General features: G+C 65.2%; 8 protein-coding genes and 2 pseudogenes (1 of these 10 only partly in view). 6 read left to right on the forward strand and 4 right to left on the reverse strand.

Features of this window, described 5'->3' with window-relative positions:
* From N0Q91_RS17595 to actR, 5 genes and pseudogenes are all read left to right on the forward strand, one after another.
* Positions 1–1,434, forward strand: the 3' portion of a protein-coding gene (locus N0Q91_RS17595) for an ABC transporter permease (protein ID WP_275597067.1). Its footprint begins 255 nt before the window's first position; 1,434 of the gene's 1,689 nt are visible here — the last part of the coding sequence; its start codon lies beyond the left edge, outside the window; its stop codon occupies positions 1,432–1,434.
* On the forward strand, positions 1,435–2,118 hold the full coding sequence (locus N0Q91_RS17600) for an ABC transporter ATP-binding protein (protein ID WP_275597068.1): 684 nt from the start codon (positions 1,435–1,437) through the stop codon (positions 2,116–2,118). It begins immediately after the preceding gene.
* Positions 2,118–4,578: pseudogene (gene hrpB / locus N0Q91_RS17605) on the forward strand (ATP-dependent helicase HrpB). Before N0Q91_RS17600 ends, hrpB begins: the two are co-directional and overlap by 1 nt.
* 170 nt (positions 4,579–4,748) lie before the next feature.
* Positions 4,749–6,050: an ActS/PrrB/RegB family redox-sensitive histidine kinase gene (locus tag N0Q91_RS17610; RefSeq protein WP_018098632.1), complete on the forward strand. Its 1,302-nt coding sequence runs from the start codon at positions 4,749–4,751 to the stop codon at positions 6,048–6,050.
* Positions 6,051–6,236: 186 nt separating this feature from the next.
* On the forward strand, positions 6,237–6,821 hold the full coding sequence (gene actR, locus N0Q91_RS17615) for a global response regulator transcription factor ActR (RefSeq protein WP_003531971.1): 585 nt from the start codon (positions 6,237–6,239) through the stop codon (positions 6,819–6,821).
* A gap of 14 nt (positions 6,822–6,835) precedes the next feature.
* Here the strand turns inward: actR and N0Q91_RS17620 are convergent, their stop codons facing one another.
* Positions 6,836–7,360, reverse strand: a complete 525-nt coding sequence (locus tag N0Q91_RS17620) for an MmcB family DNA repair protein (RefSeq protein WP_100672586.1) — start codon at positions 7,358–7,360, stop codon at positions 6,836–6,838.
* 225 nt (positions 7,361–7,585) lie between these two features.
* Between N0Q91_RS17620 and N0Q91_RS17625 the strand changes: the two genes are divergently transcribed.
* Complete coding sequence (locus N0Q91_RS17625) at positions 7,586–8,260, forward strand: L,D-transpeptidase (protein WP_275597069.1); 675 nt, start codon at positions 7,586–7,588, stop codon at positions 8,258–8,260.
* Between the two features lie 646 nt (positions 8,261–8,906).
* Here N0Q91_RS17625 and N0Q91_RS17630 read toward each other — a convergent pair.
* From N0Q91_RS17630 to N0Q91_RS17640, 3 genes and pseudogenes are all read right to left on the reverse strand, one after another.
* Positions 8,907–11,079, reverse strand: a pseudogene (locus tag N0Q91_RS17630) (malate synthase G).
* A 159-nt stretch (positions 11,080–11,238) separates the two neighbouring features.
* A complete protein-coding gene (locus N0Q91_RS17635) occupies positions 11,239–13,245 on the reverse strand; it encodes a hydantoinase/oxoprolinase N-terminal domain-containing protein (RefSeq protein WP_275597070.1) in 2,007 nt (668 codons plus the stop codon).
* A 129-nt stretch (positions 13,246–13,374) separates the two neighbouring features.
* Positions 13,375–14,775: a cytochrome P450 gene (locus tag N0Q91_RS17640; protein ID WP_100672590.1), complete on the reverse strand. Its 1,401-nt coding sequence runs from the start codon at positions 14,773–14,775 to the stop codon at positions 13,375–13,377.
* Positions 14,776–14,903 lie beyond the last annotated feature (128 nt).

Below are 14,903 nucleotides of genomic sequence, written 5' to 3' on the forward strand. Positions count from 1 at the left end.
GGCTTTGCCGGCACGCCGCTTTTCGCCCGCATCCAGCATCTCGTCTCTCCCCTGCTTGCCGTCCCGCATGCCGCCGCCGCCTTTGCGCTGGCTTTCCTCGTCGCCCCGTCGGGCTTCCTGCTCCGGCTGATCTCGCCGGAGGTGACGGGCTTCACGCGGCCCCCGGACTGGCTTCTTCCCAACGACCCTTTCGCGCTGACGATGATTGCCGGGCTCATCGCCAAGGAGGTGCCGTTTCTCTTCCTGGTGACGCTTGCCGCCCTGCCGCAGCTTGCCGTCACGAGGGCATCGCGCCTTGCGGCGGCGCTCGGCTACGGGCGCGTCGCCGGCTTCGCCATCTGTCTTTGGCCCGCCCTCTACCGCCAGATCCGTCTGCCGGTCTTCGCAGTGCTCGTCTATTCGGTATCCGTGGTCGACGTCGCCATGATCCTCGGGCCGAAGCTGCCGCCAACATTGCCGGTGCGAGTAACCCAATGGGCCGGAGACGACGACCTCGGTGCGCGATTTCTCGCATCGGCGGGCGCTTTCCTGCAGCTTGGCATCGTCGTTGCCGCAATGGCGAGCTGGATCGTGCTCGAACGGGTCGGGAAAGCCGTTCTCGCGCGCCTGACCTTTTCCGGACGGCGCTTTGCGCGGGACGGCGCGCTTCGCGCTGCGGGCGCCCTCGCCATGAGCACCTGTACGGTCACCATTTTCACGGGGCTCAGCGTGCTCTCGATCTGGTCGGTTGCAGGCCTCTGGCCCTTTCCCGACGCGTTGCCCGGAAGTCTCACGCCCAATACCTGGATGCGCACATTGCCTCAACTCTGGGCGCCGCTCGGCACCACGGTCGCGCTCGCTCTTTCGGCGTCATCGCTGGCGCTCGTATTTACCATCCTCCTGCTCTACCGCAACGGCATCGCCGGCGGACGGAAGAATGCAGCCGGCTACCGGCTGCTTTACCTCCCCTTGCTCGTCCCGGAGATCAGCTTCGTTTTCGGGCTGCAGGTCCTGATGCTCTCGGCGGGGCTCACTCCCGGCTTTGCGAGCGTGCTGGCGGTCCATTTCGTTTTCGTGCTCCCTTACGTGCTTCTGTCGCTGTCGGCCCCCTGGCGCGCGGTCGACCCGCGCTTCGAAAAAATTGCCGCCGGCTTCGGCAAGCCGGCGTTGGAAATCCTGTTCACGGTCCGGCTGCCATTGCTCTTTCGTGCCTGCCTCACCGCGCTCGCGGTCGGTTTCGCCGTGTCGGTCAGCCTCTATCTGCCGACGCTCCTCATCGGGTCCGGGCGGCTGACGACGATCACGACCGAGGCCGTCGCACTCTCGTCGGGCGGCGACCGGCGGGTCATCGGCATCTACGCCCTCGTTCAGGGTCTCCTGCCCTTCCTCGCATTTCTCGTTGCGTCGCTCGGCCCGCAGTTGCTATTCCGCAACCGGCGGGCAATGAGGACGTGAATGCAGGAAAACGCCGGGTCAAATTCCCCGATCAAGACAGGATGCCTGACGCTCTCGGAGGTGACGATCGGTCTGGGCGGCCGGGCCCTGCTCGCCGTATCGGCGTCCGTCGCGCCGGGCGAGGTGCTGACGATCATGGGGCCGTCCGGCTCCGGCAAGTCGACCCTGCTCGCCTTTGCGGGAGGCTTTCTCGATGCGGCATTCGATGTGAGCGGCCGCATCCTGATCGACGGCAAGGACCTGACGGCGGTTCCCGCCAACCGGCGCCACGCGGGCATTCTGTTTCAGGATCCGCTGCTCTTTCCCCATCTATCGGTCGGCGGCAACATCGTCTTCGCCATAGCGCCGGCTGTCAAAGGACGAGCCGCACGCCGCCGGCTGGCCGATGCAGCCCTCGACGAGGTGGGCCTTACCGGCTTCTTCGACCGCGACCCGGACACGCTCTCCGGCGGCCAGAAGGCACGCGTGGCGCTGCAAAGGGTGCTCGTTTCCGCGCCACGATTCCTGCTTCTCGACGAACCTTTCTCCAATCTCGACGCGGCGCTCAGGCAGCAGACGCGTGAGCTTGTCTTTTCCAAGGCGAGGGCGGCCGGGCTGCCCACCATCCTGGTGACCCACGACAGTGCCGACGCGGAAGCCGCCGGCGGCCGCGTGATCGAAATCGGAATGGAGGAGCAGGCGTGATGCGCGCGCTTCCGACCCTGCCTATCCGCGAGATCCTGCCCGGCCTTGGCGACGCGCTCGCTTCGTCGGGATCGGTCGTGCTGTCGGCTCCTCCCGGCGCCGGCAAGACGACGCTGGTGCCGCTTTTTCTGCTCGACCAGCCCTGGCGCGGCGACGGCAAGATCATTCTGCTCGAACCGCGGCGGCTCGCAGCGCGGGCCGCGGCCGGACGCATGGCCGAACTTCTGGGGAGAAGGTCGGCGAAACCGTCGGCTACCGGATGCGGCTCGACAACCGCGTATCGGGCAAAACCCGGATCGAAGTTGTAACGGAGGGCGTCTTTAGCCGGATGATCCTCGACGATCCCGAATTGTCCGGCGTTTCGGCTGTCCTTTTCGACGAGTTCCACGAGCGTTCGCTGGATGCCGATTTCGGGTTGGCGCTGGCGCTCGACGTGCAATCGGCGCTGCGCGAGGACCTCAGGATCGTCGTCATGTCGGCGACGCTCGACGTCGAACGCATCGCCGGGCTCGTCGGCGATGCGCCGGTCCTGAAAAGCGAGGGCCGGAGTTTCCCTATCGACATACGCTACGAAAACAGAGCGGCCGGTGAAAGCGTCGAGGACGCGATGGTCCGCACGATTGCAGAGGCGCATCGGTCCGAGGAAGGTTCCATCCTTGCCTTCCTGCCCGGGCAGGCGGAAATCGCCCGCACGGCCGCGCGGCTCGCCGATCGCTTCGGGGAGGCGACCGCAATCGTGCCGCTCTACGGCAATCTGAGCCAGAAGGAACAGGACGCGGCGATCCGCCCGGCACCGAAGGGCACACGCAAGATCGTGCTGGCGACTTCGATCGCCGAAACGTCGATCACCATCGACGGCGTCAGGATCGTCGTCGACAGCGGTCTGCAGCGGCTGCCGGTCTTCGAGGCCTCGACGGGCATCACGCGGCTCGAAACCGTGCGCGTTTCAAGAGCCTCGGCCGATCAGCGCGCCGGGCGCGCCGGAAGGACTGAGCCGGGTATCGCGATCCGCCTGTGGCATCCCGGCCAGACGGCGGCGCTCGCCGCCTTCACGCCGCCGCAGATCCTTGCCAGCGATCTCTCCGGCCTGCTCCTCGATCTTGCCCATTGGGGTGTGGCCGATCCGTCGACGCTGAAATTCCTCGATCCGCCGCCGGAGACGGCCCTGCGCGAGGCGCGAGGCCTGCTCTTCGAGCTCGGCGCGATCGACAGCCGCGGCGCGCTGACGCCGAGGGGCCGCAGGATCCGCGATCTGGCGCTGCCGGTGCGGCTTGCGGCAATGTCGGTTGCAGCCGCCGAGGAAGGGCGGGCGCAGGAGGCCTGCCTTCTCGCGGTGATGCTCACCGAGCAGGGCCTCGGCGGCAACAGCATCGATATCGAGGAGCGGCTGCGCCGGTTCCGGAGCGAGCGCAGCGACCGGGCCGAGGCCGCCCGCGGTCTGGCGCGGCGCATGGCCGGCGAGCTCGGCGCATCGAACAAGGCGGGTCTGGAGCCGGTTCTGCCTGGAGCCCTGCTGATGCACGCCTTTCCCGACCGCATCGCGCTGCAGCGCGGCGGGCGCGGCCGCTTCGTCATGGCGAACGGACGCGGTGCCGAGATACCCGAGACCGAACGCCTTGCTGCGGCCGGAATGCTCGTCATTGCCGATCTTACCGGCAGAGCCGGGGCGCAACGGGTGCTTGCTGCAGCGGAAATAACGAGAGGCGATGTCGAAGGGCACATGCCGGACGCCATCGTCACCGAGGAGCAAAGCTTCTTCGATCGGGCCAGCCGGCAGGTGCGTGCGCGCCGAGTGACACGGCTCGGGGCGATCATCTTCGAGGAGAAACCGCTGCCTCGCCCCAGCGGCCAGGCGGCGGCGCGGGCACTCGCGGACGGTATCCGGCAGCTGGGGCTCGCCGCTGTCCCCTTCCCGAAGGACGTGGAGCAACTGCGCGACCGCATCGGCTTCCTGCACCGCTCCATCGGCGAGCCCTGGCCGGACATGTCCGACGCGGCGCTGATCTCCCGTCTCGACGCGTGGTTCGTTCCGTTCCAGGGAGACGCCGGCGGCATTGACGGGATCAAGGGCCGCGATCTCGCCGAAGGCCTCATCTCGCTCGTTCCATACGGCCTTCAGCGCGACCTCGCCCGGCTGGCCCCTACGCATTTCGAAGCGCCGACAGGCCAGCTTCATCCGATCCATTACGACGGCGACGAACCGCTCCTGTCGATCCGCGTTCAGGAGCTCTTCGGCCTGAAAGCGCATCCCGCGATCGGCGACGGTCGGCTGCCGCTGCTTCTCGAGCTGATTTCCCCGGCCACCGCCCGATCCAGACGACCCGGGACCTGCCCGGCTTCTGGGCCGGCTCGTGGAAGGACGTCAGGGCCGAGATGCGCGGCCGCTATCCGAAACATCCCTGGCCGGAGGATCCCGCCAATGCGATGCCGACGACGCGCGCGAAACCGCGCGGGACTTAGAACGGGAGGGAAAGTGTGCTCGTTTTCCGATCCGTCCAACGTGGCCGGATGCGGCTCTACGGCGCACCGAGGTCCGCCGCCGTTTCCTATTTGCCGGGTTCGGAATAAAGTCCGGTAAGATGAATTGACGCCCGGTCGCGCATGCGACCCGCATCGCGAAACGGAAACGCATGGCAGCTGCGACACTCTATAACGATCAGAACAGCAATCGCAGTCTGAGGCTGCAGACGCTCATCCGGCTGCGCTGGCTGGCGGTGGGTGGACAATCGCTCGCCGTCGTCGTCACGGCGCTGTGGTTGCAGTTCCCGCTGCCGATCGTTCCCTGCTCCGTATTGATCGCCTGCCTGGCGCTTCTCAACGTCTTTCTCACGCTCCGCTTTCCGCCGACGCAGCGGTTGACGCCGCCGGCCGCCTTCTCCCTGCTCGGTCTCGACCTTGCGCAACTGACTGCGTTGCTCTTCATCACCGGCGGCCTTGCCAATCCCTTCGCGCCGCTTCTCTGCGTGCCGGTCATCATCTCGTCGGCCTCGCAGCCGAAGCCGCAGAGCATCGTGCTGGCCGGACTCGCCGTCCTGGGCGTCACCGCCCTTGCCTTCTCGCCCTTCCCGCTGCCCTGGTATCCAGGCACCGTTCTGCTGATGCCGCGCGTGCTGACGGCGGGCATCTGGTTCGCGATCGTCTCGATGACGGCCTTCGCCGCCTTCTACACCTATCGCGTCTCGCTCGAGGCGAGCGAGCTTTCCGAAGCGCTGACGGCGACCGAGCTCGTCCTCCAGCGGGAGAAGCACCTGTCGCAGCTCGACGGTCTCGCGGCCGCCGCCGCCCACGAACTCGGAACGCCGCTCGCGACGATCAGCGTCGTCGCCAAGGAGATGGAACGGGAGCTCGGCGACGATCCGCGTTTCGGCGAGGACGTCCATCTTCTGCGCAGCCAGAGCGAACGCTGCCGCGACATTCTGAGGCGGCTGACCACCCTTTCGTCCGAAAGCGAAGAACATATGCGGCTTCTGCCGCTCTCATCGCTGATCGAGGAGGTAATGGCGCCGCATCGCGAATTCGGCATAGAAATCGAGCTGAAGGAGCAGGGCGATCGCGCCTCGGAGCCGGTCGGCATCCGCAATGCCGGCATTCTCTACGGCCTGGGCAATCTGCTGGAGAACGCGGTCGACTATGCGCGCAAGAAGGTGACCGTCACGACGGAACACACGGCCGAGCGCGTGCGGGTGACGATCGAAGACGACGGCGACGGTTTTTCGCCGGACATCCTGGCGCGGATCGGCGAACCCTATGTGACGCGGCGGCAGAAGGACGACAGTGCCGGCGGGCTCGGCCTCGGTCTCTTCATCGCCAAGACGCTGCTCGAGCGTTCAGGTGCCCGGCTGCGCTTCGAGAACGGCGGTTCGAAACACCCGGGCGCCCGGGTCAGCGTCGAATGGCCGCGCGTGCTGATGGACACGAAACTGGCGAAATGACTTTTGGCGGTTTATTGAAGACAGGTGCGGGGAAACCCACATGATTGCCGGCAAAACCACCGGTTTATGCCTACCGCATGTTTCCTTTGATCCTGTCCGGTGAAAGAATAGAACATGCAGCACTTGAAGGGTTACAGCGGCCCTTGCGCGCCCGGTGAGACGCATGGCGCTGTAGGGATTTGAGAAATGATCGAAAAGTCGATGCCTGCGCCAAACACTCACGCCGCCGATGCGGACCTGATCGGGCCTGACAAGAGCCTTCTGATCGTCGATGACGACACGGCCTTTCTGCGGCGCCTCGCCCGCGCAATGGAAGCGCGCGGCTTCGCGGTCGAGATCGCCGAATCGGTCGCAGAAGGCATAGCCAAGGCGAAGACCCGCCCGCCGAAACATGCAGTCATCGATCTCCGCCTGAGCGACGGCAGCGGTCTCGACGTGATCGAGGCGATCCGTGGGCGCCGCGACGACACGCGCATGATCGTTCTGACGGGCTATGGAAACATCGCGACCGCGGTCAACGCCGTGAAGCTCGGAGCGCTCGACTATCTGGCCAAGCCCGCAGACGCCGACGACATTCTCGCGGCGCTGATTCAGCGCCCGGGCGAGCGGGTGGAGCCTCCGGAAAACCCGATGTCGGCCGATCGCGTGCGATGGGAGCATATTCAGCGCGTCTACGAAATGTGCGAACGCAATGTTTCCGAAACGGCGCGCCGGCTCAACATGCACCGACGGACCCTGCAGCGCATTCTGGCGAAACGGGCGCCGAAGTAACTCGCGCCGCCTTTCTAATCCCGCTCGCCGCTGACGATGTCGCTGATCGACTGGCCGAGCTCGCCGTTTCGCTCGGCCGCCCATTCTGCGAGCGTCAGGCGCTGCGCCGCCGTGCGCGCGAAGGCCTGCGTTACCGATTTTCGCGTGCTCGGCGGCAGGCGGTGTTCCGGAGCGTCGCGCAGCATATGCGCACCGTAGCCGTCGGAAAGCATCAGCCCGCATTCTTCCGGAAAGATGTCGAGGGGAACCTGCGCATGCGTTGCGAAGAACAGGCGGTCGCAGTGGAGCCGGTACTCCGGCCACTTGCGATCGACGCGGAAGTCCTCGATCGAGGTCTTGATCTCGATAATCCAGATTTCGCCCTTCGGCGAGAGCGAGATGAGATCGGCCCGCCTCCCGCTCGCAAGCGTCAATTCGGGCAGAGCCGCGTGGCGCAGTTCCATCAGCAGCCGCTGAACGCCGCGCCGTACCTTCATCGCCCGCTCTGACTGACGTCCGTCTGCGAGCGGATTGTCGCCATGGATAGACAAGATCGTCATTGCCGCCCTCGCAAAGTGATACGGCGACCTTTGCGCCTCTGACGAGACGCGCGGCGCTGCAGGGTGGTTTGTTGCAAAAAAGCCATCGTCACGGAATTTACACCTTTCGGCCACATTGCGGGGGGCCGGTCCCTTGCGCACTGCGGTGCAATAGAAAATAAGCTGTTGCCGCTGACGGCCGGACACCCTCCCCCGTATTTTCCTGACCTCTTTTACGAGACCATCATGCGCTTCCGCAACGCTCTCCTTCTGTGCAGCCTGGCGGCCACCGTTGCCCTCGCCGGCTGCTCACAGACCACGACCACGGCCGGCTCCTCTCCCGAGGGCGAAAAAGTGGCGACGAACCAGATCTTCTCCAGCAATTATGGCCCTGTTGAGGACCACGGATATGCGGTGCCGGGCGTTCCGATCAACCGCGTAGACCAGCGTTTCCATCGGCAGATCGTCGATTACCCGACGAAGGAACGCCTGGGAACGATCGTCGTCAACACGCCGAGCCGCTTCCTCTATTACGTGCTGCCCGGCGGCAAGGCCGTACGTTACGGGATCGGCGTCGGCAAGCAGGGTTTCGCGTGGGAAGGCGAGGCCTATGTCGCCTGGAAGCAGGAATGGCCGACCTGGCACCCGCCGAAGGAAATGGCCGAGCGCAAGCCGGAAGTCGCCAGATATGTAGAGGCCGGCATGGGCCCGGGCATCAGCAATCCACTCGGTGCACGCGCTCTCTATCTCTTCAACAAGGAAGGCCGGGACACGCTGTTCCGCCTGCACGGCACGCCGGAATGGTCGTCGATCGGCACCGCCGCCTCGTCCGGTTGCATCCGCCTGATGAACCAGGACATCATCGATCTCTATTCGCGGGTCCGCCCCGGCCGCAACGCACGCGTCGTCGTGCAGCAGTAACGGCTGCAAGACATCGAAAAAGGGCCATCCGGTGGCGCCGGGTGGCCCTTTCTTTTTGCCGTCGCGGCTGATTGCGCTCGATTCGAGAAGCTGGCGCGTTCTTTGTGCGTCCCTTTGGACGCACGGCGCGCCTTGTTGATCCCCTCATTCCTGTGCTCGTCACAGGAATCCAGCCAGACCGAGTCCTTGGGCTGAAAGAACGCTTCCCGCGCCGCGGACGCGGCGAGGGCATTGCGTCACAGCTTGACCATCTCGCACATTCGCAAATTAAAGTCGTAGTAGCCGCACATCCCGGGTCCCTCATTCCTGTGCTTGTCACAGGAATCCAGCCAGACCAAGTCCTTGGGCTGAAAGAGCTCTTCCGCGCCGCAGACGCGGCGCTGCTCTCATCCCTGTGACGAGCACAGGGATGAGGGGAGGAGAGGTTGCAGTCCTCCGATACGTTTCCTACAGCGCCGCGCGTCTTGTGAGACGCGCCAAGGTCGCTGTAACCCTTTGAGCTGCTCGATGTTTTTGTCCATTGATCGGCCACGATCAAAGGAAACATGCAGTGGCGCACGGTCGATACGCGAGGAATTCACGCGCATCACCGTGCGTGCCGACAAATCCGACCAGAGCTTCGACGCCATTAAAATCGCAACGGGCCTCAGGCCCGCTGCTTCGCCTTCAGCTCCAGCCGGCGGCGATGCAGGACCGGCTCGGTATAGCCGTTCGGCTGCTCGCGGCCCTTGAGCACGAGATCGAGCGCCGCCTGAAAGGCGATCGATTCGCTCGAAGCGCCCAGCCATGGGCTGGTAATTCGGATCGCCGGCGTTCTGCCCGTCGACGATCGCCGCCATGCGCTTCATGGTCTCCACGATCTGCGATTCGCTGACGATGCCGTGATGCAGCCAGTTCGCCATATGCTGCGCCGAGATGCGCAGCGTCGCGCGGTCCTCCATCAGGCCGACATTGTTGATGTCCGGCACCTTGGAGCAGCCGACGCCCTGGTCGACCCAGCGCACGACATAGCCAAGAATGCCCTGCGCATTGTTGTCGAGTTCGCGCTGGATTTCCTCCTCGGTCCAGTTCGGCCGTGGAGCGACCGGCACGGAGAGGATATCGGCGAGCTTCGCGCGGGCGCGGCTCTTGAGGCCCGCCTGGACTTCGGCGACGTTGACGCGATGATAGTGGGTGGCGTGCAGAGTCGCGGCCGTCGGCGACGGTACCCAGGCCGTGTTCGCGCCCGCCTTCGGATGAGCGATCTTCTGCTCCAGCATCGCCGCCATCAGGTCCGGCATCGCCCACATGCCCTTGCCGATCTGGGCGTGGCCGGACAGCCCGCACGCGAGACCGACATCGACGTTCCAGTTCTCATAGGCCGATATCCATGGCGCCTGCTTCATGTCGCCCTTGCGGATCATCGGGCCGGCTTCCATCGAGGTGTGGATTTCGTCGCCGGTGCGGTCCAGGAAGCCGGTATTGATGAAGACGACCCGTTCGCGGGCGGCGCGGATGCATTCCTTGAGGTTGACGGTCGTCCGCCGCTCCTCGTCCATGATTCCCATCTTCATCGTGTTGGCCGGAAGCCCGAGCGCCGCCTCTACGCGGGCGAAGATCTCGCAGGCGAAGGCGACTTCCTCCGGCCCGTGCATTTTCGGCTTGACCACATACATGGAGCCGCTGCGGGAATTCGCCCGCCGGCCGTTCCGGCCGATGTCGTGGAGTGCGATCAGCGCCGTCACCATGGCATCCATCAGGCCTTCCGGCACCTCTTTGCCGTCCCGGTCGAGGATCGCGGGGTTGGTCATCAGGTGCCCGACATTGCGCACCAGCATCAGCGACCGGCCCGGCAGTGTCAGAGTCGCGCCGTCCGCAGCCTTATAGGCCCTGTCGGGGTTGAGCCTCCGGGTGAACGCCGTGCCGCCCTTGGTCACCTCCTCCTCGAGATCGCCTTTCATCAGCCCGAGCCAGTTGCGGTAGACGAGCACCTTGTCCTCGGCGTCGACGGCCGCAACCGAATCCTCGCAATCCATGATCGTGGTGATCGCCGATTCCAAGACGACGTCGGATATGCCGGCTGCATCGGCCTTGCCGATGGGTGTCGTTGCGTCGAGGACGATGACGACGTGAAGGCCGTTCCGACGCAGAACGATCTCGGACGGCGCCGCGGGGTCACCAGCATAGCCGGCGAACTGAACGGAATTGCGCGGAGCGCTCTTCGTGCCGTCGGCAAGCGTTACGGTCAGCGTCCCTCCCTCGATCGAGAACGATTCGGCATCGCTCCAGCGGCCGGCCGCCAGCGGAGCGCTCGCGTCGAGAAATTCTCGCGCCCAGGCGATGACCTTGGCACCGCGCTTCGGATTATATCCCTTGCCGCGCTCGGCCCCGTCGGTCTCCGCTATCGCATCGGTGCCGTAAAGGGCGTCGTAGAGCGATCCCCAGCGCGCATTGGCGGCATTGAGCGCATAGCGCGCATTCATCACCGGCACGACAAGCTGCGGCCCGGCGATCGTCGCGATTTCGGAATCGACATTTGCGGTCGAGACGTAAAAATCGGGACCTTCCGGCAGGAGGTAGCCGATCTCCCGCAGGAAGGCTTCATAGGCTTCCATGTCGACCGGGGCACCATGCTCGCGATACCAGCCGTCGAGCCTGGCCTGCATCTCGTCGCGCTTGACGAGAAGGGTCCGGTTCTTCGGTCCGAGATCGTGAACGAGATCCGAGAAGGCGGAAAAGAACCGCTCCGCCTCGACCCCGGTGCCCGGCATCGCTTCTTCGACCAGAAAGCGGTGGAGCCCCGCATCGATCTGCAATCCATATTTCTCAACGCGGTCCATGCCACAGCTCCTGATTCAGTATTCCTATTGCCATAGATAGAAGCGGCGCCCGGAAGGAAAAGCGCTTTGGCCCCGCTCACATGCGCGGACACTCTCTCATCAACGCATTCCCTGTCAATTCCGCAAGGATGCGAAGAATTGTTTCCGGAATGGAAAAGGTCAAGACGCGTGATGCGCGATACGGGGCCGGCCGCTTGCCGAGGCGATGAAGCGTGCCTCGATCAGCTTGCGGCTGCCTTCGACTTCCGGCGCGTCGATCTCTTCCCGAAGCACCGCGGCGGGTTCTTCTGCACCGTTGGCGCGGGCGCTCTCCAAGGCCATCGTTTCGGCGCGCCGTCGGGCGACGCCGAAAGCCTCCTGCTGATCGACGAAGCGTTCGCTCGCGCCCGCACCGTTGACGATGAAAATGCCTTCTTCCGGCGTCGTCACGAAGACGGTGATCGTTGCCCGCACCTGACCGACAACCGCGCCGACGGCGTTTGCCACATCTGCCTCCGCCGGGATCGCGGCCTCGGTGGAAAGCATTTCGGCGATGGCGGGGTAATAGACCGGCGCCGAGGCGCCGAGACCGACAAGCGGCCGGTCGAGGCTGATCGAAAAGCGCACGATGCCCGGTTCCCGTTTCAGCGCCCGGTCGACGGCAAGTGAGGCGGCGGGGTCGATGGCGGCGCCGTCCTCGCTGAGACAGGCTTGCAGGATGGCTTCAGAGGATTGTCGCGTCAGCCGGTCGACGATCAACTTCGCGAGAGCTTCGACGGAGGCGGCGATAGGCTGCCCCGATCCGTCCTTGGTGCGGGCGGCGATCTCGAGACCCAGGCGTGCGGCCGCGCCGTTCCACTGCGCCTGCCGTCCGAGAACATGCATCGCGTCCGAGGGGGTGAGCCCGCAGATATGCACCAGTCCGCGCGCCACGAGCCGGTCGAGCGTTGCCTTCTGCGGCGTGCTGACGAGCAGGTCCGCAAGCGCCACCGGCACCATGCCGATGCGGCCGTAGAGTGCCTGCTCCTGCGGCTGAAGCCCGCTCGCCAGGTGGTCGGGCAAGCCGGTGCGGACCGCCAGGCGTCCATCATGCCGGCCGGCATGAGGCGCCCGCAACTGCCTTTCGAGCACCGACAGGACGGCGTCGCCGTGCAGGGCCGCGGCCAGGCTCAAGGGCAGGAACCGGCGGGGCCCGAGATCGAGCTTGGCCTTGAGGCCGCGGTCGTTGATCTTCACCTCGGAGTCGCCGCCGAGGCCGTAGGTGCGCATGGCGACCGCCTCGACCATGGTGCGAAAGCCTCCGACGACCGCGCCCTCCGCATCGAGTCGCGGGCGGCCCTTTTCGAGTACGGCTACGTCGGTCGTCGTGCCGCCGATATCGGAGACGACGGCGTTGTCCAGGCCGGTCAGATAGCGAGCACCGACTAGGCTCGCGGCCGGCCCGGAAAGGATCGTCTCGATCGGGCGCAGCCGCGCTTCGGCGGCCGAGATCAGCGCACCGTCGCCGCGCACCACCATCATCGGCACGTCGATGCCGCGGGCCTTGAGGAAGTCTTCGCACGAACCGATAAGCCGGTCGATCATCGAGACGAGGCGCGCATTCAGAAGCGTCGTCAGCGCCCGGCGCGGGCCGCCGAGCTTGGAGGAAAGTTCATGGCTGCAGGTGACCGGCAGGTGCGAGACCTCGCGGATGCGATCGCGCACGCGCTTCTCGTGGTCCGGGTTGCGCACGGCGAAATAACCGGCGATGGCGAAGGACGACACCTGAGAGCCGAGTGCCGGCAGCGCCGCGTCGAGCGCACTCATGTCGAGCGGCGTCTCGCCTCCATGAACGTTGTGGCCGCCGGGAAGGAACAGAACGGGATCGGACCCGAGCGCTTCCTGAAGGCCGTCGCGCTTCAGGTCTTCGGGAGCAAAACCGATCATGATCAGGCCGGCACGGCCGCCCTGGCCTTCGACCAGCGCATTGGTGGCAAGCGTCGTCGAGAGCGACACGAGGCTGATCGCCGAAACCGGCACTCTCGCCTTCGCGAGCACCGCCTCCACCGCGCCGGAAACGCCCTCGGCCAGGTCGTGGCGGGTCGTCAGCGCCTTGGCCTTGGCGACGACGCCGGTAGCTTCGCTGAAAAGGACGGCGTCGGTGTAGGTGCCGCCGGTGTCGATGCCGAGGAGAAGATGCGGGGTCAATTTCTGCTCAGTCCAATGATGAGGGTCCGAAAGGGTCTGTCCGGTGATAGGACATATTCTTGGAAAAAACCATCGCGCGACAACGACGTTTCCGTGTCTGACGGCGGGCGTATCCCACCAACCTGGGCCCTACTTCACCCGGGCAGACACCTTCATCGGCAAGCCGCCCCTCGGCTGCGTCGTCAGCCTTTGCACAGGCCAGGGATGCGTCTCGTCCGTCAGGTCGAAGCGGAAGCGGTGCATGAGCACGGCGAGCGCGATAACCGCCTCCTGCAGCGCGAAGGTCGCGCCGATGCAGATGCGCGGGCCAGCGCCGAAGGGCAGGTACTGGAAGCGGTTGATCTTGTCCCGGTTTTCCGGAAGGAAGCGCTCCGGCATGAAGGCGCGGGGTTTCTGCCAGTAGAGCGCGTGCCGGTGGAGCGTCCAGGGCATGACCAGCACCGATATTCCCTTGCGGATCGGCACGCGCTCACCTTCCGGGGAAGTCCACGCATCTTCCTCGATCGCGGCGCGGTTGATGGATGGCGCCGGCGGATAGAGCCTCAACGCCTCCTCGAAGGCGGCAAGCACATGCGGCATGCGCCCGAGCCAGTCGACCGGATCGGCGCCGCTTGCAAGAACCGAATCGATCTCCTGTTCCATCGTCTCGCGATAGGCGGGCGTATTGGCGACGCAATAGAAACACCAGGCGAGCGCCCGTGCCGTGGTCTCGTGGCCGGCACCTATGAAGGTGAGAATATTGTCCTCGATTTCGGAGGTCGTAAGCCCATCCGGACCTTCCAACTGCAGAAGCAGGGTCAGAAAGTCGTTCGGGACCTCGCCGGGCGCTTCCGCCATCCGTCGCCGGCGCAGAGACATCGTCTCGGAAACGACGCCGCGGAAACGGTCGAGCACTTTCCGGCCGCCGATACGGGTCAGTCGCGGAACCCAGCTCGGCGCAACCAGGAGGTCCATCGGATCGACGCGCCCCATTCGATGCAGCAATTCCTCGACATTGGCGGCGAAGCCCTGCTTTTCGACGGCGATCTCGCCGGAAAAGAGGGTCTCGGCCAGGATCTCGAAGGTGAGTTCCGTCATGTCCACGGCGACATTGGTGACGAAGGGTTCCGATGAAGCACCCGCGTAGCGGCCGACGAAGGCCTCGCAAACGCGAAGCATCTGGCCGGCAAAGCCTTTTGCGTGCCTTGGCGTGAAGACCGGCGCCATCGCCTTACGCGACCGTTTCCAGACCTCTCCTTCCGCCGTCAGGAGGCCGTCGCGCAGGATCGGGCGCAGGATCAGCCGCCGGACATTCGACATTTCGTAGTTGGCGGCGTTCTCGACGAGGATATAGCGGATGAGGCCGGGATCGTTGACGATAAGCGTCCGCTGATTGATGAACTTCGTCTCGATCCAGGGAAGCGTGTAGGAAGGCTCGCCCCAGAGCTCGAGCGGGTTTCGCAGAACCGTGCGGATGATCTCGAGCCGCGAGGGGATGCCGGTGCGCGGGACGGGCGCGGGCGGCTCGAATGGCTCCGGTCGCGTATCCATGTGTATGCCTTTCCCAGAGCAATTCCAGGAAAAGTGCGCAGCGGTTCTCAGTCCGGAATTGCGGAATGCTCTGGTCGCGTACCGTTCCAGTTTTTTACGGCGCAATCAAGAAAATGCTTCACGTGAAT

The organism is Sinorhizobium prairiense, assembly GCF_029201645.2.
GTDB classification, from domain to species: Bacteria; Pseudomonadota; Alphaproteobacteria; order Rhizobiales; family Rhizobiaceae; genus Sinorhizobium; species Sinorhizobium meliloti_A.